The 20,359-nt window shown below is 45.5% G+C and carries 12 protein-coding genes; 9 read left to right on the top strand and 3 right to left on the bottom strand.

Annotated features, from left to right (window positions below):
- The first annotated feature begins 28 nt into the window (after positions 1–28).
- The 8 genes from HMPREF1532_RS09060 to HMPREF1532_RS09095 all read left to right on the top strand — a co-directional run bounded on the left by HMPREF1532_RS09060 (position 29) and on the right by HMPREF1532_RS09095 (position 15,382).
- Positions 29–1,897: a DUF4838 domain-containing protein gene (locus HMPREF1532_RS09060; protein WP_005928018.1), complete on the top strand. Its 1,869-nt coding sequence runs from the start codon at positions 29–31 to the stop codon at positions 1,895–1,897.
- Positions 1,898–3,790: a beta-N-acetylhexosaminidase gene (locus HMPREF1532_RS09065; RefSeq protein ID WP_005928020.1), complete on the top strand. Its 1,893-nt coding sequence runs from the start codon at positions 1,898–1,900 to the stop codon at positions 3,788–3,790.
- Between the two features lie 123 nt (positions 3,791–3,913).
- Complete coding sequence (locus HMPREF1532_RS09070) at positions 3,914–7,255, top strand: TonB-dependent receptor (RefSeq protein ID WP_005928023.1); 3,342 nt, start codon at positions 3,914–3,916, stop codon at positions 7,253–7,255.
- A gap of 11 nt (positions 7,256–7,266) precedes the next feature.
- Positions 7,267–8,694, top strand: a complete 1,428-nt coding sequence (locus tag HMPREF1532_RS09075) for a RagB/SusD family nutrient uptake outer membrane protein (RefSeq protein ID WP_005928026.1) — start codon at positions 7,267–7,269, stop codon at positions 8,692–8,694.
- A gap of 7 nt (positions 8,695–8,701) precedes the next feature.
- Entirely contained in the window at positions 8,702–9,205 is a 504-nt protein-coding gene (locus tag HMPREF1532_RS09080) for a hypothetical protein (protein ID WP_005928029.1), read from the top strand.
- Positions 9,206–9,234: 29 nt separating this feature from the next.
- Positions 9,235–11,736, top strand: coding sequence for a glycosyl hydrolase family 18 protein (locus tag HMPREF1532_RS09085; RefSeq protein WP_005928032.1), 2,502 nt, complete (start codon positions 9,235–9,237; stop codon positions 11,734–11,736).
- 105 nt (positions 11,737–11,841) lie between these two features.
- Entirely contained in the window at positions 11,842–14,256 is a 2,415-nt protein-coding gene (locus HMPREF1532_RS09090) for a glycosyl hydrolase family 95 catalytic domain-containing protein (protein ID WP_005928035.1), read from the top strand.
- A 724-nt stretch (positions 14,257–14,980) separates the two neighbouring features.
- Positions 14,981–15,382 (top strand): hypothetical protein, encoded by a 402-nt coding sequence (locus HMPREF1532_RS09095; protein ID WP_005928038.1) that lies wholly within the window; start codon positions 14,981–14,983, stop codon positions 15,380–15,382.
- Positions 15,383–15,397: 15 nt separating this feature from the next.
- On the opposite strand, the gene dacB is transcribed toward HMPREF1532_RS09095, so the two are convergent.
- From dacB to HMPREF1532_RS09110, 3 genes are read right to left on the bottom strand one after another with little or no spacing between them, the layout of a single operon-like run.
- Positions 15,398–16,798 (bottom strand): D-alanyl-D-alanine carboxypeptidase/D-alanyl-D-alanine endopeptidase, encoded by a 1,401-nt coding sequence (gene dacB, locus HMPREF1532_RS09100; protein ID WP_005928040.1) that lies wholly within the window; start codon positions 16,796–16,798, stop codon positions 15,398–15,400.
- A 16-nt stretch (positions 16,799–16,814) separates the two neighbouring features.
- Positions 16,815–18,158 carry a dihydrolipoyl dehydrogenase gene (gene lpdA / locus HMPREF1532_RS09105; RefSeq protein WP_005928043.1) on the bottom strand — a complete coding sequence of 448 codons (1,344 nt, stop codon included), beginning with the start codon at positions 18,156–18,158 and terminating at the stop codon, positions 16,815–16,817.
- Between the two features lies 1 nt (position 18,159).
- The gene (locus HMPREF1532_RS09110) at positions 18,160–18,567 is read right to left on the bottom strand and encodes a PH domain-containing protein (protein WP_005928046.1); all 408 of its coding nucleotides are present in this window, start codon (positions 18,565–18,567) and stop codon (positions 18,160–18,162) included.
- Positions 18,568–18,673: 106 nt separating this feature from the next.
- Between HMPREF1532_RS09110 and nadB the strand changes: the two genes are divergently transcribed.
- Entirely contained in the window at positions 18,674–20,245 is a 1,572-nt protein-coding gene (nadB, locus tag HMPREF1532_RS09115; RefSeq protein WP_005928049.1) for an L-aspartate oxidase, read from the top strand.
- Positions 20,246–20,359: the final 114 nt, after the last annotated feature.

A 20,359-nucleotide genomic window follows, 5' to 3' on the forward strand; every position in this document is an offset into this window, starting at 1 on the left:
ATACCCTTTTTTAAACAAAAAAATGCTTATGAAGAAATTTATATTGTATATTACGCTATTAATGATGCCGGTTCTCTGTTCGGCCAAGAAAGCTTTTGTCATAGAAAAAGACCGGACAATTATAGTGACCGGTGAGCAACCTTCTCCTTCGGTAATACTTGCAGCGCATGAACTGCAACATTTCATCAAACAATCTCTGGACATTCATCTGCCCATAGTCAGCGAAGTTCCCCAACAGCCGTCGAAAATCATCTTTGTAGGCGGTAGTAAATATACGGAAAAAGTTCGTTTCAAAGAGCAAGAATATCTTATAGAGATCACTCCAGAGACAATTACGCTCATGGGACAGGACGAAAACTTCGACACAGACGGCGGACGTGACAATAACGGTATCACTCCTTCGAAAGACCGGACGAAAATCAATTACTCCCAATCCACTGGTGATCCGTCAGCTCCTGCCGAACTCACCCTTCCGTCTATTTATGATGCACAGGGCACCTGCTATGCCGTGTATGACTTCTTGGAGAACTACTTGGGTATCCGTTTCTACGGTCCCGATTCACTGAATATCATCGTTCCAAAACAGAAAAACTTAAAACTTTCACCTGTCAGAATAATGCGTGCGCCCGTTCTCAAATACAGAGACGGCAGTTATTCTTTCGATTGGCCGATGATGAAAGAACAATATTTCAACGCAACTTCGGAAAATTTACAGCTATTTCTCAGACGCATCCGGTTCGGTGGTGAAAAGTGGGCAGCCAACCATGCTTTCACTGCCTATCAGGACCGCTTCCTGCAAAAGAATCCGGAACGGCCGGAATTATTCGAAAGCTATCATCCCGAATACTTCGCAGCAGGACGTACCGGTGGCCCTCACGAACGTCAGTTCTGCTATACCAACCGGGCATTCATCGAGCAAGTGGCCCAAGATGCCCGCGACTATTTTGACGGTAAACCTTTGAAAGGTGAACAAATCGCTTTAGGAGATTATTTTGCAATCGTTCCGTTGGATAACGCAAACTGGTGCCAATGCGAAGAGTGTACCCGGCAGTTGGCAATCGATAAAGACAACATCCGTGGAGAGCATTTCAACTGCGGTACCGCTACTCATTATCTCTGGACTTTTATTAACAACGTGGCCAAAGAGGTTAAGAAAACACATCCAAACAAAAAAATATCGGCTTTAGCTTATCATGTGTATGCCTATATGCCGGAAGATATGACACTGGAAGACAATATATCGGTAGCTCCCTGTCTGCATCCAAGAAATTACTGGGCACCGAAAATGAAAGAGAATGAAGTAGATTATTACAAGAAATGGATAGAAGAGAGTAAAAAGAGCGGCCGCCCTGTCTACCTGTGGAATTACTTGTGTTTTCCAACCGAACGCGGTCTGGTACAAAACTTCCATGTATTCCCGGGGTTCAGTATCCATGAAGTAGCCGGACAAATAAAAATGTATGCAAAAGATAAGGTACGGGGAATCTTCCTGTGCGGTATCGGTGAGCAACTGGATTTCTACATCACCATGAAACTATATGATAATCCATCATTAGACCCGGACAAACTGATCGACGAGTTCTTTACCTCTTATTTCGGCAAAGCAGCCAAGCCGATGTCGGATTTCTATGACAAGATAGAAAGCGTTTATAGCGATTCGAAAAACTATCCGTCGGATATCCAGACCAAAGACGCACAATTTCACCAGACGGAGTCCATCGCCTGGGAATACCTCGGTACGGACAAAGTGATGGAAGAACTGGAAAAATTGGTACATAAAGCACAAGCGGCTGCAAGTACCCCCGTAGAAAAAGCCCGGGTAGACTCATGGGTAACAGGTGTATGGGAATATATGACAACAGGCAAAGCCAAATACATATCTAAAAAAAACAAGTAAATGAAGATCATCAATCATTTCGCTCTTCTCCTTCTGTTCGGATGTGCAGTCAGTTGTACCCAACCGGAGAATAGCATATCCAACGAATCCATTGGGATTATTCCTCTGCCGAGTACGTACGAACTGAAACCGGGTACCTTCTACATAACCGGGCAAAGCAGCATCGGCATAGACAAGTCCGATCCGGAAATGACGGCCTTAGCAAACTACTTCAATGAAGAAATCAGTGACGCCACAGGCTTTTCCCTGCCGGTAAACAACTCCGGTACGATTATTTTCCAGTTAGGCGAACACAAAGAACTGGGTGAGGAGGGATATCAGCTCTCGATATCGTCAGATCAACTGATTTTGAGCGCATACAAGCATCACGGAATATTCAACGGTATACAATCCGTACTTCAGTTACTCCCGCCGGAAATAAAGTCGAAAACGGTACAGGCAGACGCCACCTGGAGTATTAACTGCATAGAAGTCACTGATAAACCCCAATTTGCATGGCGGGGACTGATGCTCGACGTCAGCCGGCATTTCTTCACCAAGCAGGAAGTGAAGAAATTCATCGACCAGATGGCCGAATACAAATACAATGTATTCCATTGGCATCTGACCGATGATCAGGGATGGAGATTAGAAGTAAAATCACTGCCCAGACTCACCGCCATCGGTGCATGGAGAGCGCCCCGCGTAGGTAATTGGTGGGAGCGGGAACCGCAACTGCCGACCGACTCCCTGAGTTACGGAGGATATTACACAACAGAAGATATCCGGGAAATTGTAGAATATGCACAACAGCGCTATGTAACCATCGTGCCCGAAATAGATATTCCCGGACACAGCATGGCAGCCCTGTCGGCCTATCCGGAGATATCCTGTACGGGAGGACCGTTCCACGTCAATGTAGGCAACACTTTCTATACCGAAATAGAAAACTCCCTGTGTGCCGGCAATGAACAGACATTTGAAGTACTGGACAGCGTATTCGCCGAAGTCGCCCGCCTCTTCCCTTCTCCTTATATCCATATCGGCGGTGACGAATGCTATAAAGGATTTTGGGAGAAGTGTCCCAAATGCAAAATGCGTATGCAGAAAGAACATCTTAAAAACCTGGAAGAACTGCAAAGCTACTTTGTGAAACGTGTGGCCGCGATGGTTCAAAAAAGAGGGAAACAGGTTATCGGATGGGATGAAATATTAGAAGGCGGCTTGGCACCAGAAGCTATCGTCATGTCGTGGAGAGGCATGAAAGGAGGTATAGAAGCTGCCAAGCAAGGACATTCCGTCATCATGACCCCAACCGACCATTGCTATCTGGACTTTTACCAGGGAGATCCGACAGTCGAACCAAACACCTATTCCATGCTGCGCCTACAGGACTGTTACAAATATCAACTCATTCCCGATAGTGTGGACGCTTCCCTGATCATGGGCGGGCAAGGAAATCTCTGGACGGAATCCGTTCCCCACTACCGGCAAGTGGAATATATGATCTGGCCCCGTGCCCTGGCGATATCGGAAACCCTGTGGACCGATGCCCGGTTGCGCAACTGGAAGTTCTTTGTAAACAGGGTGGAGCAACAGTTCGAACGTTTCGACCGATCCGGCGTCAATTATGCCCGCAGCATCTACGATCCTATCATTTATCCCCATTGGGATAAAGAGCACCAACTGAAAATAGCAATGAAGACAGAAATAGAAGGATTAAGCCTGTTCTATACATTCGACAATACCATCCCCGATATCTATTCCAATATGTATACAGACACTCTTTCTATCCCCAAAAATGCTTCAATGCTTCGTGTAGCCGCCTACAAAAGGCAAGAACAAGCAGGCCGGCTGATCGATATAACCATCGATGCCTTGAAAAAACGGGCTGCCGAGGGAGAAAAGAAATAACCTGCTATAAAACATAAAAAAACAAATGTTACAAAAAGAATAAATATGTGTACTACTTATAGAACGGACAAGGAAAAAAGAAAAAGAAAACTTCAAACCAATAAGTAAAAAACACCTTAAAGAATGAAATACTTTAAAACAGCCATGATCACAGAAAAATTTCGTATCATATTCTTTTTATTACTAATGAATGGATTCATGGGCATTCTGAATGCCCAGAATCTTCAGAATGCACCGGAGCCGAAGCTCTCTCTTTCGCTTAGCAATGTCACACTCAAGCAGTTCTTCGAAGAAATCCAACACAAAACGGATTACTATTTTTCGTATCGCGAAGGAGTGGTGGACAATCGGAAGGACATTACCGTATCTGTACAGGATCGAAGCCTGACGGAGATTCTCAAAACGGTTCTTGCACCGAGAGGACTGAGTTTTAGCATACAGTCCAAATCAGTCATCATTACTCTGCAACAAGCCGTTGCAAGTAAGCCCGTCATCATCAAAGGAAAAATTACAGATGCCATGGACGAACCGCTTGTCGGTGTCACCATCCGGGTTAAAAACGGTAATGAAGGTGCGACCACCGATATGGACGGTAACTATTCCATCCAGTTAAAAGACAAAAACTCCGTACTCCAGTTCTCTTACATCGGTTATAAGCAAAAAGAGGTAAGAACGAAGGACAAAGCGGTTATCAACGTTCTGATGGAGGAAGACAGCCAGATGCTCAATGAAGTAGTGGCAATCGGCTATGGAGTCATGAGAAAAAAAGACCTGACAGGTGCTGTTGCCCGCTTGGGAGGGAAAGATATAAACAATATCCCGACCGTACGTCTCGATCAGGCACTTACCGGTAAAGTATCGGGTGTACACGTTACCAATACTTCCGGCGAACCGGGTGCGGCAACCAATATCCTTATCCGTGGCGGTAACTCCATCTCGGCAAGTAACCAGCCGTTGTATGTGGTAGACGGATTTATCGGTGCAGGCGATCTGAACCTGATCGACCCGAACGATATAGAATCGATAGAAATCCTGAAAGATGCTGCCGCCACCTCCATTTATGGTGCCAGAGGTGCCAACGGGGTAGTTATCATCACTACGAAAAGAGGAACAGAAGGAGGCAACAGCGTCACAGTCAATGCCTATGTAGGCGTTCAGCAGGTTGCCAAACGCCTGGAAATGCTCAATGCCCGCGAATATGCCGAGATGTTAAACCAACAGGATGTCGCCGCCGGCCAGGAACCGTCTATCGAAAACCCCAGCATCTATGAAAAAGGAACCGACTGGCAAGACGAAATTCTCCAGACAGCATTGATGCAGAATTATCAGGTAGCCGCTTCGGGAGGTAACAAAGACACCCGTTATTATCTGTCATTAAGTATGTTCGATCAGGAAGGTGTAATCAAAAAATCGGGAATCAGACGCTATCAGACCCGTCTTAATTTGGACAGGAAGATCGGTAACAAAGTAAATATCGGTGCCAATTTCCAGTTCTCGCATTCTGCCCGAAAGCCCAATCTGGTAAGCCTGGGAGGTTTCGACTACCAAAGTTCCGCTTTGGCAACTCCGCCGACCATGCCTATCTATAACGAAGACGGTTCATATGCCGCCGACAGCCCTTCACGTGTAGTGAGCAATAAAATCGATAACGTAGTTGCCCAACTCAATCTCCGCAAAAAAGAGGAAAAGTCGACTACCGTATACCTCGGTGTTTTCGGAGACTGGGAGCCTATTAAGGGATTAAAGTTCAAAACCTCCTTAGGTCTGAATGCCAGTACCGCCAAGACGAGTGAATATAAGCCCGGATCTCTGCCTACCATGATGCAGAATAAGACCAAAGGCGAAGCCCGGATCAACCAGTCGGAAGGATATTCCATCTTGTGGGAAAACACAGCCAACTATATGAAAGAGATAGTGGAAGGCCATCACCTCACTGTTTTGGGAGGATATACGCTCCAATTCGGACGCAACGAAGGATTGGATCTCTTCGGAAAGAACTTCACCAACGACCTGCTCGACTGGAATAATCTCTCCGATGCCGAAACCAAAACCCGTCAGATAGGAAGCTCGGCTTCCGAATGGGCCATCATCTCTTATTTAGGACGAATCAACTATTCCATCCGCGACCGCTATCTGATTACCCTTACAGGCAGATATGACGGTTCGTCGCGTCTGGGCAAGGACAACCAATTCGCATTCTTCCCTTCGGCAGCCTTAGGCTGGAGAATCTCGGAAGAGAAATTCATGAAACGTTTCACTAAACTGAACAACTTAAAAGTAAGACTGAGTTACGGTCTCTCCGGAAACCAGGATATTGCCCTGTATCAGACCTTGCCTCTGATGAGACAACAGAATGTCATGTTAGGAGAAATTCCGCAAATCGGCTACGTCCCCGACCGTTTGGGTAACGACAAACTGAAATGGGAAACAACCGCCCAAGTCGATTTCGGTATCGAGGCCTCTTTCTTCAATTCACGCCTGAACGTAGAACTCGATTTCTATTCCAAAAGAACCAAAGATCTCTTGCTGGATGTGGAATTCCCTTATGTTTCGGGCTTCAAGAACGGCTTTATGAACGTAGGAAAGATTTCAAACCGCGGTGTGGAATTAATGATCCGTACTACCAATATCATGACGAAAGATTTCACATGGTCTACCGAATTCAACATCTCGACCAATAAGAATGAAGTGCTTGCCATGGGACCGGATAAAGACTTCGAATACACCTTCCGCCCGGGCTTGGGAACCCATCCTTATTCCTGGCTGAAAGTAGGTCAACCTGTCGGTGTATTCTATGGCTATATCATGGACGGTATCTACCATTCTCGCGAACAGATCGATGCCGGAAATGAACCGACAGCCTCTCTCGGACAGAAAATATACCGGGATATCAATGGCGACGGTGTCGTATCGATTGAAGACCAGACCACCATCGGTGACCCGAACCCCGACTTTTTCGGAGGTATCAACAATACTTTCACCTACAAGAATTTCACCTTAAGCATATTCCTGCAAGGAACCTATGGCAACGATATATTGGCCGGCGGTGACTTCCTGTATGCCACAGTCGATCCCCGGTTCGTAAACCAATATAAGCGGATAAAGGATTTCTGGTCGCTCGACAATCCGCGTGCGGCTTATCCCAAGCTCTATTCCAATGACGAATACCAGCCCTCCACTTATATGATTCATGACGGTTCACATCTGAAGATTAAGAGCATCAGCCTGTATTATAATTTCCCGGTGAAGAGCTGGAAGAAAAATAAAATAATTCAGGATATGCAATGCTACGTTACCGGAACCAACTTATTCACATTCACCTCTTACAAAGGATACGACCCGGAAGTAAATACGGGAACGGAAGGTGGATATAAAGTTTATTCGGCAAATGTACTCCGGGGTATGGACTTCACCGCATACCCATCGGCAAGAACGTATACTTTTGGTTTTAAGATTACACTATAATGAAAAGAATCATGAAAAGATTAAAAATAATGGTATTATGCACCCTGACAGTGACGTTAAGTTCGTGTCTGGATATGCTGAACAAAACACCGATATCACAACTGAGTGTCGATAAACTATTTGAAACGGTAGACGGAGCCGAAGCTGCCGTAGCCGGATGTTACAGCTTCCTTTACGGAACCGGCTATTATAGCCAGGACAGATGGTGTTTCGCTTTCGAAGGCACCGATATATCCGGTAGTGCGGGCGGTTCCGCCAATTATCAATGGACTTCGGGCGAAAACAGATGGAGTGACTGGTGGCTCACCACTTATCAGGCTATCGGTGCCTGCAACACAGCCATAAGCCGCATAAAAGAATCGACGTTCGATGAAAACAAACGTATTCTTCTGTTATCAGAAGCCCGTTGCCTGCGCGCTTTCTATTACTATCACGCATTGACATACTGGGGAGGCGTGCCGTTGCTACAAGATGAAATCACCTCATTGGATCAGGTGAAGAACGTAAAAAGAGCCACAAAGGATGAACTGGCCAAGTTCATTATCGACGAACTCGAAGAGGTGTCTCCACTATTGGAAAAGAACCCCGCCGTTGTAGCCAGAATCAGTAAAGGTGCCTCCTATACCTTATTAGCGAAAATGTATCTATTACAAAAACAATGGGAAAAAGCGGCAGGTGCATGCGAAGAAGTCATGGGATTGAATAAATACAAATTATTCGACAATTACAGCGACATCTTCTCCCAGGCTTTTGAAAATGAACAGGAACACATTTTCTCCATACAATTCAATGCCGATTATACCGACTTCTCAGCCCGCATGTTGTGGTATTTGGGCCCGAGCAAAGAGGAATGGGACAAATTCAACGGACTGGGAGGCAGCTCCGCCCCAACATCCTTCTATAATAAATACGACGAATGGGATTTACGTCTCGAACACAATCTGGCCAAAACGTGGCGCGGGCAACCTTTCAAGGACAGCCGCATCGCTGTTATCAAATATTGGGACAGAACCGGTAAGCAGATGCTCGACCATGACGGTTTAAATTTCCCCGTATTTCGTTATGCCGATGTTCTCTTGATGTATGCCGAAGCACTGAACGAATGGAAAGGCGCCCCTACCGAAGAGGCCTACGATGCCGTAAATGAGATCCGTCTACGAGCCGGTATAGACGAAGTGGAGGATCTGAATTACAAGCAGTTCCAATCCCTTATCCAAGATGAGCGCGCCCGCGAACTCTGCTATGAAGGACACCGCCGGTTCGACCTTGTACGATGGGGAATACTCGTAGAGACCGTAAAAAGAGTCAGTAAGGAGATCAACTCCAAAGGTGGCGAATATGTGAGCGAAGCGCACAACCTTTGCCCCATTCCTCAAACAGAAATTATCAAAAATTCAAATTTAGAGCAGAACCCGGGATATGAAACCACTCAAAAATAATAGCAAGATGAAAGCAACCGTAAAATTAATACTCTTTCTGATCACTTTTTCCTTTGTAGCCTGCGATAAAGACGAGGATGACTTTTCAAAAAAAGACAGCTATCTCTACGTATGGAACGTACGCACCTGGGAGGTTGGTAAAGAAAGCAAACTATCCGACATCAAAGTCACCTATTTCTTCAAAGGCGATACCACCCGCGTACAGAATATCAACTTCTGGGTAATCAAAGAGAAAAGTACGCTCTATGCCGAAGACGCAATGGAGCACACCGACAAGGCTTTTCAGATAAGCCATCTCCAGAAAGATCCTGACCAGAAAGAATTTAAGAACCAGTGTTCGTTCCGCTTCGACGGGAGCATCACTACCGATTTCGACGGTGACCCCATCGTAGCCGGTGGAAAATACCGCCTGGTAGTGAAAGCCATCGCCACCGACGATCTGGTAGTAGACAGCCCCACCATCGAATCGGGCGTATTCGAGATCTATGACCCCAACAAACCTCAAGAATAAACTTTGTGTAACTTAATAATAAAAGAACAATGAAAAAGAATCTATTTTTATGTCTATTTGCCTTGTTAGGCTTTCTCAGTGCAGCCGCACAAACAACGGGAAACAAAGGTTTTAAACTGAACGTCAATTCCGGTGATGCTTATCTGGATTGCGGAGATATAACACAACTCAACAAAGCAGGTGCCTATACCATCGAATCATGGGTAAATATAACCCTGGATGATCTGGACGACCGTTTCATTATTTTCAAGAAAGAACAACCCGACGAACGTAACCGTATCAAAGTACAGGTAGAGAAAAGCGGGCAGATCTATGTAATGCAAGCCAACGGGGCAGACGGTGCTTATGCACAAACTTCTGCCGGATGTTATCCGAAAAGCGGCTGGCATCACATCGCCTTAGTCTACGACGGAACCAAAACAAGTACCGATGAGGGAGTCATCATTCTCTATATCGACGGCATCCGCCAGGCTTTCTCCAATGCATTCTTTAAACCGACCACCGGTGATATCGATGCTTCTTTCGTATTGGGCGGTGCTTCTCTTGCCTGTTATGACGAGGTCAGAATATGGAATAAAGCCTTGGATCTGGAAACGATCTCTAAATGGAAAAGTTATAAAGTGCTCGATTCTCACCCGGAAAAAGCTAATTTAGTAGCTTACTACGATTTCCAGAATGTTTCCGAAACGACTGTTCCCGATCTGCAAGGTGCTTATCCGGCCACTTTCAAAACAACAGAAGCGGAAATTAAGGACATCGACCTGAAAATATTCGAAGAAGTAGGAGAAATGACAATCGAAAGTGCCATGGTTTCTCAAAAAACCGGTAATGCTTATGCTAAAGAGGAAAATATCGAATTGCTTACTTTAAAAATCAATACAGTCGGTGCCGGTGAACTTTCACTTAGCGGACTGGACATTTCTTTGGACGGTACTACCAAACTTACCGATATTGCCAGCATTAACGTATATTATGCCGGTGACAAAGCCCAAATCACAGACGAATCGTTCACGATGAACTATCAAGCACTCCGTCCGGGAAACGGTAAGTTAGAACTGCGTGACGAAGTAAATGCCGGAAAACAAGCGCTTCTCGTTGGTAATAACTTCTTTATCGTTGCCATTCGATTAAAACCGACTGCAACCGATGGTGGTAAACTGGACGGCCAAATCACCAAACTGTATTTCAGCAACGGTAACAGCATCACTCCCGAAAACCCGAATCCCAATGGTGATATGACCATCCGTCAGATCAATGAACTGGATGAGGCTGCCTATACGCAGAAATGTAAAGATTACAATAATAAAATCGTTTTCGGCTGGTTCCCCTGGTTCAGTGTTACCACCATCGACAAGGTAGACTGGAAAGGACTTACTCATGTGGCTCCCATCGGTTTTGAAATCGACAAAGGCAACTATACTCCGACTTTCGAGGATAAAGGTATCGACTTGAAATGGCCGTGGATCGATTTTATCAATGACGCACACAAAAACGGTGTGAAAGTACTTGCCGCCATCACCGGTAATGTGCGCGACGGAGGAAACACCGCCTTCTATGTAGATCTATTCGGAGATTCCCAGAAAATGCGTACGGCTGCTGCCGCCATCGCCAAGTTTACAGACAAATACAATCTGGACGGTATCAACATGGATATTGAAGAGTTTTATAACTCTGTGCCCAATCACGGTGCTAAATACAATGAACTGATCAAATACATCAAAGAGGAATTGGATAAGATCAATCCGGATTTCGAGCTCTCCGTAGCTACCTACCCGGGCAATGAAAGCAACGAATGGGACTTCAAAGGCATGCTCCAAAGTGCCGACTATCTGACCATCATGATGTACAACATCGGGCAAACTTTTACCTGCCCGTTGAACGATGCGCAAAGAAGAATCAAACAATTCTGGCTGGATATCAATATCCCGGCATCCGATATCGTCATCGCATGGCCTTATTACGGCAATCTTTATAAGAACGGTTCCAAAGTCGGTACAGCCACTTTAGGTGATGTGCCCAAATATTCTAAAGACAATAACATCACTTGGGACGATGCAGCCAAAGGTAATGTTTACAAGTACACCGATGAAGACGGTGCCAATATGACGGCCTATACGGAAGACCTCCAGAGCCTTCGCCTGAAATACGATTATACCATCAAAGGCGGTTTCAAAGGTATCGGAATCTGGGCATTAGGCCAAGATGCCGGCATGGAAGAAGAAGCTTACGGGTTAATTCGTGAATTCTATGATTCCACTTATCAAGGAACAGGAATCAGCACTACCCAATCCAGTGGCAATATATCCGTATATCCTACACTGGTTGAAGACGAGCTGTTCGTCAACCTCAATGGCAATGACGAAACCAATCTGACAGTTACCGTTTACGGCACGATGGGACAGATATTAAAACAAGAAAACCTGTCCGACGGTACACGCTTCATCCACCTCAACAACTTGTCTACCGGTTATTACGTGGTAAAAGTGCAATGCGACTCGGAAACAGCAAGCTTTAGAATCATCAAGAAATAAAAAACACTTCGTTTTTTTATACGATTCATAATATACCCGGGTTGGAATCCGTTTTTATTCTAACCCGGGTTTTCTTCGAAAAAGTTTTCAATAAATAGAGATACAATGAAACACAAGCTCCTTCTATTCGTCCTGCTAACAGCCAGTCTGCCTATTTTTGCAACCGGCTCTATCAAAGAACGTTTATCCCCCAATGAAACGTTATGGTTCACTTATCCCGCCCGAAACTGGTCGGAACAAGCTTTACATATCGGCAACGGCTATATGGGAGCTTCCTTTTACGGTGACGTAGAAAAAGAACGCTTTGACATAGCCGAAAAGACATTCTGGACGGGAGGCCCTTACTCTGTTCCCGACTTCAATTACGGAGTTGTCAAAGGAGGCAAAGACAAGATTGCCGCTATCCGCCGGTCCATCACAGATCGTCGTTTTGCAGAAGCCGATTCTCTCTCCCGTCTCTATATGGTGGGAGACTATACAAACTACGGTTATTTTTCAATGGTCGGTAACCTGTTTGTGGACTTTGGAAAGAAAAACCAGCCGGTACAGAATTATCTGCGTGGCATTGATCTGTCTACTTCCCGGGGGTTCGTCGAATATACCCAAGGAGATGTCCGGTTCAACCGCGAATACTTTTGCAGTTATCCCGACAAACTGATGGCACTCCATTTCACAGCCGACCAAAAAGGGAAGATCAGCTTTTCCCTTTCCCATTCACTTGTTTATCAACCCGAAAAAGTAACAGAAGGCAAGGATGAACTCATTTTCAACGGAATCATCCAAGGAAACGGACTGGGCTATACCATCCGTATGAAAGTACTTCACCAAGGCGGAAGTATCAAAGTGGGACACCAGCAAATTACAGTCGAAGGAGCCGACGAAGCTACCGTCTTTTATACGGTCGATACCGAATATTCCCCCGTATATCCGCTTTATAAAGGAGAAAAGCCTCGTCAAACAACCGAGAAAATAATAAAAAGTGCTATCACTAAAGGTTACGAAACAGTCAAACACACCCATATATCCGATTATCAGACATTGTACAACCGTGTTAAATTCACCCTTTCCGGTGACACGGCTTCCGAAAAATTACCAACCGATATACGTGTAAAGCAATTACAGCAAGGATTTACCGACGACGCTTCCCTCAAAGTATTGTGGTTCAACCTCAGCCGGTACCTGCTGATAAGCGCCTCCCGCCCGGGAACATTACCCTCCAATCTGCAAGGTGTATGGAATACCTTTGAAAAAGCACCCTGGAATGGTAACTTCCAAAGCAATATCAATCTTCAGGAGATGTACTGGGGTTGCGGGCCTACCCAACTTCCGGAGTGCGAAGAGGCTTATCTGGAATGGATCGAAGGTTTGGTAGAACCCGGACGAAAAACAGCCGGAGAGTATTACGGAACCAAAGGCTGGGTCAGCCACTCCACCGGAAACATCTGGGGACATACCGTTCCAGGTGACGATATCCTATGGGGACTTTATCCGTCAGGAGCCGCCTGGCATTGCAGGCATCTGTGGGAACATTATGCTTTCGGCGGAGACAAATCTTATCTTGAAACCAAAGGATATCCTATCATGAAAGAAGCCGCCGAGTTCTGGTTGGAAAATATGGTAGAGTACCAGAAGCATTTCATTATCGCCCCCTCCGTGTCGGCCGAACACGGCATTGAGATGAAAAACGGTTCTCCGGTAGATTATTCTACCGCAAACGGCGAACAAACCGCAGGACGCATCTTCACCCTACCGGCCTATCAGGATATCGAAATGGTCTATGATTTGTATACTCATGTGATAAAGGCATCGGAATGTTTAGGAATCGATTCCGCATTTCGTGAGAAAGTGACTATTGCCAGAAACAAGCTATTACCTTTGAAAATCGGTCGCTACGGACAACTGCAGGAATGGATAGACGATGTAGACAACCCACGCGATCATCACCGGCATATCGCCCACCTCTATGCCCTGTATCCGGGAAACATGATTTCATACAGTCAGACCCCTGCACTGGCACTGGCCGTCAAAAAATCATTAGAGATGAGAGGAAAAGGAAAGTTTGGCGAAAGATGGCCCCATACCGGCGGTAATTGGTCTATGGCATGGCGTACCGCTCTTTGGACAAGACTTTATGAAGGTGATCAAGCCATCGGCACTTTCAACCAAATGATTAAAGAAAGCGGTTATGAAAACATGATGTCGAACCAATCGGGAAACATGCAGGTCGATGCCACAATGGCAACCTCCGGGCTCTTTGCCGAAATGCTCCTACAATCGCAGGAAGGTTTTATCCATCTCTTACCGGCTCTGCCTACTGAATGGCCGGAAGGAAAAATCGAAGGTTTAATGGCAAGAAACGGTTATCGGGTAAATATGGAATGGAAATACGGGAAGTTGATGAAAGCGGAAATCATACTCCCGCACAAGGCGGATAAACCGATGGTGAAAGTGCAAGGCAGTTACTTGCCGGAATCAGACAACAGGGTTGTTCTTATCCAAGCTACAGGCATAAACAACTGATAATGAACGCTTATAAGAGTATATACTTTTACACTGCAAAAATATACACTATTGCATGATAATGGTATATACTCTTGTATATTAAAAGTACATACTATTCTGAAATAGCAACTACATGATACAAACAAAAAGAAAATATGACAAACATAGTGTCCCCAAATGGATGTGCTACGATGTTTTTGACAGAACGATAAAGCTGTTTTCTACCGATACGTTTTCAAAGCCGTAATTTACAATAGCTATAAAAGATGAAGTGGAGTTATTGGTTTCCACTATTGAACAAGCTTTTTGAGAATGCCTGCTGCTTACACCACAACAAATACAGATAATTAATATGGAATCAGCAACTATCTATTCCTGCTTTCGTATTTATGAGAGTTGTTGTCTTTTAAGAATATTCAACTCGTTTCTCGGTGAGAAACGCTCCGTTGCCCGTAGAGAATCGGTGCGTTTCTCTACGACAAACGCTTCGATTCTCACCGAGAAAAAAAGGAAACATATAACTTGTTGGTATTCAACAATTTGCCCAGCAGCAAAAGAGTCATCTATTTTCAACTGTCAAATCATATCTTTATCCCCCTATTTTCTCTATAATTACATATCAGAAATCACAACATTCATTCAGGCTATTCGAATCATCTACCGGATAATTGAGAGATTTTTATAAGTTATGATAAATAAAACCACTATATTTACGATATTTATTAACCATAACTTATAAAAAATGGACTTTTTCGATCTCCTATTCGGGCCGATTGGGCCCTCACTTCAATTTATTTTCAAAATCGGATATATACCCAATGAAAATGATTTCTTGGAACTTACAGAAGACCAATATGCTGCATATGTCAAACAGTGTGGCGAGATAAAAGGAAAAATTTACATGTTCTCTCCACAAAATCCACATTTTTCCATGGATGATGACTATAACGAAATTTCATGTCTTGATGAAGAGGACTTACGAGGATTTAAAGATGCGGAACAGCTCATACAACACTATTGTGATAACTCCAAACAAATCTTCAAAACGACTGAAGAAAAATTACAGTATATGGCTTCAGCTTTGCCAGAGGTATTTTCCAAGGATACTCCCTATGAGAAATACCATCACATGTCAATTCATTGAGTTCACTAACCTTAGCTATTCACAAAGCACTTCACACACCTTGTCCTGAAATTCTCTGGCTTTTGCGGCCGAGAGAACATTCTGATTCATGATGGCAAAAGCTATTTCATGCCCGTTGGCAGCTTTCAGATAACCGGCTAACGCATTGATAGCGGTATAGGAACCGGTTTTGGCATGGACATTCTTATACGCTTTACTCTGCTTCATCCGGTACTTCAATGTCCCGTCTACACCGGCAACAGGAAGTGCTTTATAGAGTTTCCGGAATACTTCCGTGCGGGAATATGCGAATTTCAAGAAATCGACTAAAAGGGCAGGGGAGAGGTAGTCATAGTTGGAAAGACCGCAACCATCGGCTATTTTGTAACGGTCGGGGTTGTGTCCCAACTGTTTTATCATTCTATTTATTTCGGCAATCCCTTCTTTGGCGGACACATATCTTTTACCGGTAGCCTGTGCCCCCAAACGACAAAACAAAGCCTCCGCACTCAAGTTATCACTCTCTTTCATGACCTGATTCAAGACATCCTGCACCGGACGCTCCCAACGAACCATGCAAGCCGACAAACTATCGGGAACAAAGACCGAAAAATCATATTCATGGGACACATCGATACCGCGATCACGAAGTTTCTCTAAAAAAGCATGCATAAAGAAATCCTGTGAAGAAAAAACATTGATATCGACACTGCGTTTTCCTTCTACATTACCCGTGACCGTGATGTTGTTCTTATTCTGAAGCCATCCCCGGGTCACGGCAAACTTTCCGGCAGAAGGAGTACGCGTCTGTGCTGTGTTGTGAAGAGAATAATAAGAGGATACAGGATAACAGGATACCTTTGCAGTATCACCGGGAGCAGCACCGGGAGCAACTGTAACCGTAACCATCCCTTTGTGGTACATCAAAGGAGAGAGATAAGGCTGATAAGCTTCCGGCGTATCATCCCATGCCCAGCCGGCACCCCAATAAAGAGAATCTTTCATGGAGATATCCCCGTAGATTTTACCACTAATAACGGAAAAAGGGAAAGTGATGACATTATCCACCAATGAATCCATGCTATGTTCGTCAAATTCGGGATCGAACCCTCCTATCACATATAAATCTCCGCGAAGCGTGTCATGCTCAATCGTTCCTTTATACCACACTTCAGTACGGAACGGCTCATCGGCATCGGGGCGTGAAAGAGCCGTAATGGCAGTCAGCAGCTTCATGGTCGATGCAGGCCGCGAAAGTTTCGTATCCCGATGGGTATAGAGGGATTTCCTTGCAGTAAGGTCATACACGGATATGCCGACTTCGGAACCTTCGGGTAAAGTTCGCAATAAGGCGTTGATACGCGAAGAAAGCACCTCCTGCCCCCATAAAACGGGAAGGCAGGAGGATAGTATAAGGAATAGGAGTAATCTTTGCATAAATTTGGAATCTTGATCAAAGGGCTTCTCTGAATATTTCGGCTACCGTGGGGTGGGGGAATACGATTTTCTTCCACTCCGCAACGGTCAGTTTCATTTCTACAGCCATGCCGGCAAGGGTAATGATCTCGGAAGCCGGATTGCCAAGGATATGAGCCCCTAAGATCGTCTTATCTTCACCGATAAAGACTTTACACATACCGTTCACCCCCTCGTTCTCGGCTACGAAGCGACCGGAATAGGCCATCGGTAATTTAATGACATGAAAAGGAATTCCTTTGGCCAACAGGCTCTCTTCGGTCTGGCCTACCCCTGCAATCTCCGGATTGGTATACACTACACCGGGGATGGCACGATAACTCATCGTATCTTCTTTATCGAGAATGGCATGTACGGCGACTTCCGCTTCGCGAACAGCCGTATGGGCCAGTAGAGAGAATCCCGTAAGATCGCCACAGACATATACTCCCGGCACGGAAGCCTGCATCTTATTATTGACAGCGACATTACCGCGTTCTGTCAGTACCAGTCCCAGATTTTCCAATCCGAAGCCTTTGGTTACAGGCCGGCGGCCGACACTCATCAGGATCTTCCCTGCAACCACGCTTCCCGTACCTTCGGCATTTTCATAAGCCACAGCCACGCCACCGTCATTCGGTGACAAAGAGGTGACTTTCGTACTAAGCAGGAATTTTACCCCCCGTTTGGCATATTCGGCACGAAGCAGGGCAGAGAGCTCTTTGTCCATTCCATTCAATATTTCGTCGAGCATCTCGACAACCGTCACCTGTACACCGAGACTACTGAAAAAAGAAGCAAATTCCATTCCGATGACACCTCCGCCCACAATGGCTAATGAGGCCGGCAACTCTTTATTGTCGAGCGCATCCCGATGTGTCCAGTAATCCACGGTATCGATGCCTGCAAACGGCGGGATAAATGTTTCCGAACCCGTACAAATAATCAGATTCTCACATTCGTAACTGTCTTCACCGCAACGGACGGTATTCTTGTCGATGATATACGCTTCGCCGTTCACAACCGTTACGTTGTTGGAAGCAAGCTTGCCTTTTACACCCAATACCAATTTACGTACTACTTTACTTTTACGGGCAATTATCTTTGCCAGATCGAAAGAGACTTCCGGCACATTCACCGCATATTTAGAGGCATGCCTAACTCCGTCATACGTCTTTGCCGAATAAAGCAAAGTCTTGGTAGGGATGCATCCTTCATTCAGGCAGACTCCGCCTAAATTCTGTTTTTCGAAAAGCAAAACGCTCAGTCCGGCCTTACCGGCAGTTTCGGCAGCCGTATAGCCCGCAGGGCCGCCGCCAATGATAATTACCTGGTATTTCATATTATTCATTATTAGATTGGATTCTTCTCTTCTCCACCGACTCGATGAATTCCCGTTCTTTGACAGGCATTACCGATGCATATTTCTCTTGGCCGTACTCTATGAGCAGATACTCCGTCACTGAAAACCGGCCGAATTTCATCGAATGGTGCTTCCGTATGGAAATGATATCTTTGATGGGAATTGTTTTTTTACGTGTAAAACGTCCATAAGAAAGGATCAGTTCTCCTTCCGGCGTAACGGTATAAGTGGTGTGAATCACCTGTTCGATCACCACGATCAACAGCAACATCATAAAAACAGCAAGCAGAATATACTTGCACCAGAGAAAGCCAAACGCATTTGCTCCCAATACAATCAGCAGGAAATATTGATACCAGGCAATACGGGCATGGAAGATTCGGTTCATTTTGTCAGATTTTTGCTGCCAAGTTAGCAATTTTATGAATTAATGGCAACGAAAAGTACAATGAAAACAGTTATTTTGTAGTTTTGCGGTAATAAACATTTAGATTATGGTTAAAAAGTTCGATTTCCTCGTCATCGGTTCCGGTATTGCCGGAATGAGTTTTGCCCTAAAAGTGGCACACAAAGGAAAAGTAGCCCTTATCTGTAAAAGCGGTTTGGAAGAAGCCAACACCTATTTTGCACAAGGAGGAGTAGCCTCGGTCACCAATCTGCTGGTAGACAATTTCGATAAACACATAGAAGATACGATGATTGCCGGTGACTGGATAAGCGATCGCGCCGCCGTAGAAAAAGTCGTACGCGAAGCTCCCGCACAAATTGAAGCGCTCATCAACTGGGGAGTGGATTTTGATAAAAATGAAAAAGGCGAGTTCGACCTGCACCGCGAAGGAGGGCACTCGGAATTCCGCATTCTCCACCACAAAGACAATACCGGCGCCGAAATACAGGACAGTCTTATCAGAGCCGTACAACGGCATCCCAATATTACGGTTATCGAAAATCATTTCGCCATTGAGATACTGACACAGCACCATTTAGGGGTAACCGTTACCCGCCAGACACCGGACATCAAATGCTACGGTGCTTACATTCTTGACCCGAAAACCGGAAAGGTAGATACCTATCTGGCCAAGGTGACGCTGATGGCAACCGGCGGCGTAGGAGCCGTATACCAGACAACGACCAATCCGTTGGTAGCTACCGGAGACGGCATCGCCATGGTTTACCGTGCCAAAGGAACGGTGAAGGACATGGAGTTCGTACAGTTTCACCCGACAGCGCTCTATCATCCGGGCGACCGTCCGTCTTTCCTGATTACCGAAGCCATGCGTGGATACGGTGCCGTGCTCCGTACGATGGACGGTAAAGAGTTCATGCAAAAGTATGACCCGCGCCTTTCACTCGCACCACGGGACATCGTAGCACGTGCCATCGACAACGAAATGAAGAACCGGGGAGACGACCACGTTTACCTTGACGTGACCCATAAAGACCCGGAAGAGACCAAAAAACATTTCCCGAACATCTACGAGAAATGTCTCAGCTTAGGCATCGACATCACAAAAGACTATATCCCGGTAGCCCCGGCAGCCCATTATCTATGCGGAGGTATCCTGGTGGACCTGAATGCACAATCATCCATCGAACGCCTCTATGCGGTAGGCGAATGTTCCTGCACCGGCTTGCACGGTGGCAACCGCTTGGCATCCAATTCACTGATCGAAGCTGTGGTCTATGCCGATGCGGCCGCCAGACACACGTTAGAGGTAATAGACCGGTATACCTACAACGAAGAAATTCCCGAATGGAACGATGAAGGTACCCGCTCACCGGAAGAGATGGTACTGATTACCCAAAGCATGAAAGAGGTAAACCAGATAATGAGTACCTACGTGGGTATCGTCCGCAGCGACCTCCGGCTCAAACGCGCATGGGATCGTCTGGACATCCTTTATGAAGAGACGGAAAGCCTGTTCAAGCGTAGCGTAGCCTCCAAAGAAATCTGCGAATTGCGCAACATGATCAATGTGGGTTATCTCATCATGCGTCAGGCTATGGAACGCAAGGAAAGCCGTGGATTGCATTACACGATCGATTATCCACACGCCAAGCAATAAGGCCATTACAGATACACTTATTTCGCAGATTACACGGATTCTTATCACACCATCTGTGTAATCTGCGCTTTAAAAGAGCATATCACTCTTTTTACATACCCTCACGACACCGAA

The sequence above is a fragment of the Bacteroides salyersiae WAL 10018 = DSM 18765 = JCM 12988 genome, assembly GCF_000381365.1.
GTDB lineage: Bacteria > Bacteroidota > Bacteroidia > Bacteroidales > Bacteroidaceae > Bacteroides > Bacteroides salyersiae.

Bases quoted from the DNA above. Each gene is read 5' to 3' on its own strand.
- HMPREF1532_RS09080 (WP_005928029.1), top strand. From the start codon at position 8,702: ATGAAAGCAACCGTAAAATTAATACTCTTTCTGATCACTTTTTCCTTT.
- HMPREF1532_RS09065 (WP_005928020.1), top strand. From the start codon at position 1,898: ATGAAGATCATCAATCATTTCGCTCTTCTCCTTCTGTTCGGATGTGCA.
- HMPREF1532_RS09070 (WP_005928023.1), top strand. From the start codon at position 3,914: ATGAAATACTTTAAAACAGCCATGATCACAGAAAAATTTCGTATCATA.
- HMPREF1532_RS09095 (WP_005928038.1), top strand. From the start codon at position 14,981: ATGGACTTTTTCGATCTCCTATTCGGGCCGATTGGGCCCTCACTTCAA.
- lpdA (WP_005928043.1), bottom strand. From the start codon at position 18,158: ATGAAATACCAGGTAATTATCATTGGCGGCGGCCCTGCGGGCTATACG.
- HMPREF1532_RS09085 (WP_005928032.1), top strand. From the start codon at position 9,235: ATGAAAAAGAATCTATTTTTATGTCTATTTGCCTTGTTAGGCTTTCTC.
- HMPREF1532_RS09075 (WP_005928026.1), top strand. From the start codon at position 7,267: ATGAAAAGATTAAAAATAATGGTATTATGCACCCTGACAGTGACGTTA.
- HMPREF1532_RS09060 (WP_005928018.1), top strand. From the start codon at position 29: ATGAAGAAATTTATATTGTATATTACGCTATTAATGATGCCGGTTCTC.
- dacB (WP_005928040.1), bottom strand. From the start codon at position 16,798: ATGCAAAGATTACTCCTATTCCTTATACTATCCTCCTGCCTTCCCGTT.
- HMPREF1532_RS09090 (WP_005928035.1), top strand. From the start codon at position 11,842: ATGAAACACAAGCTCCTTCTATTCGTCCTGCTAACAGCCAGTCTGCCT.
- nadB (WP_005928049.1), top strand. From the start codon at position 18,674: ATGGTTAAAAAGTTCGATTTCCTCGTCATCGGTTCCGGTATTGCCGGA.
- HMPREF1532_RS09110 (WP_005928046.1), bottom strand. From the start codon at position 18,567: ATGAACCGAATCTTCCATGCCCGTATTGCCTGGTATCAATATTTCCTG.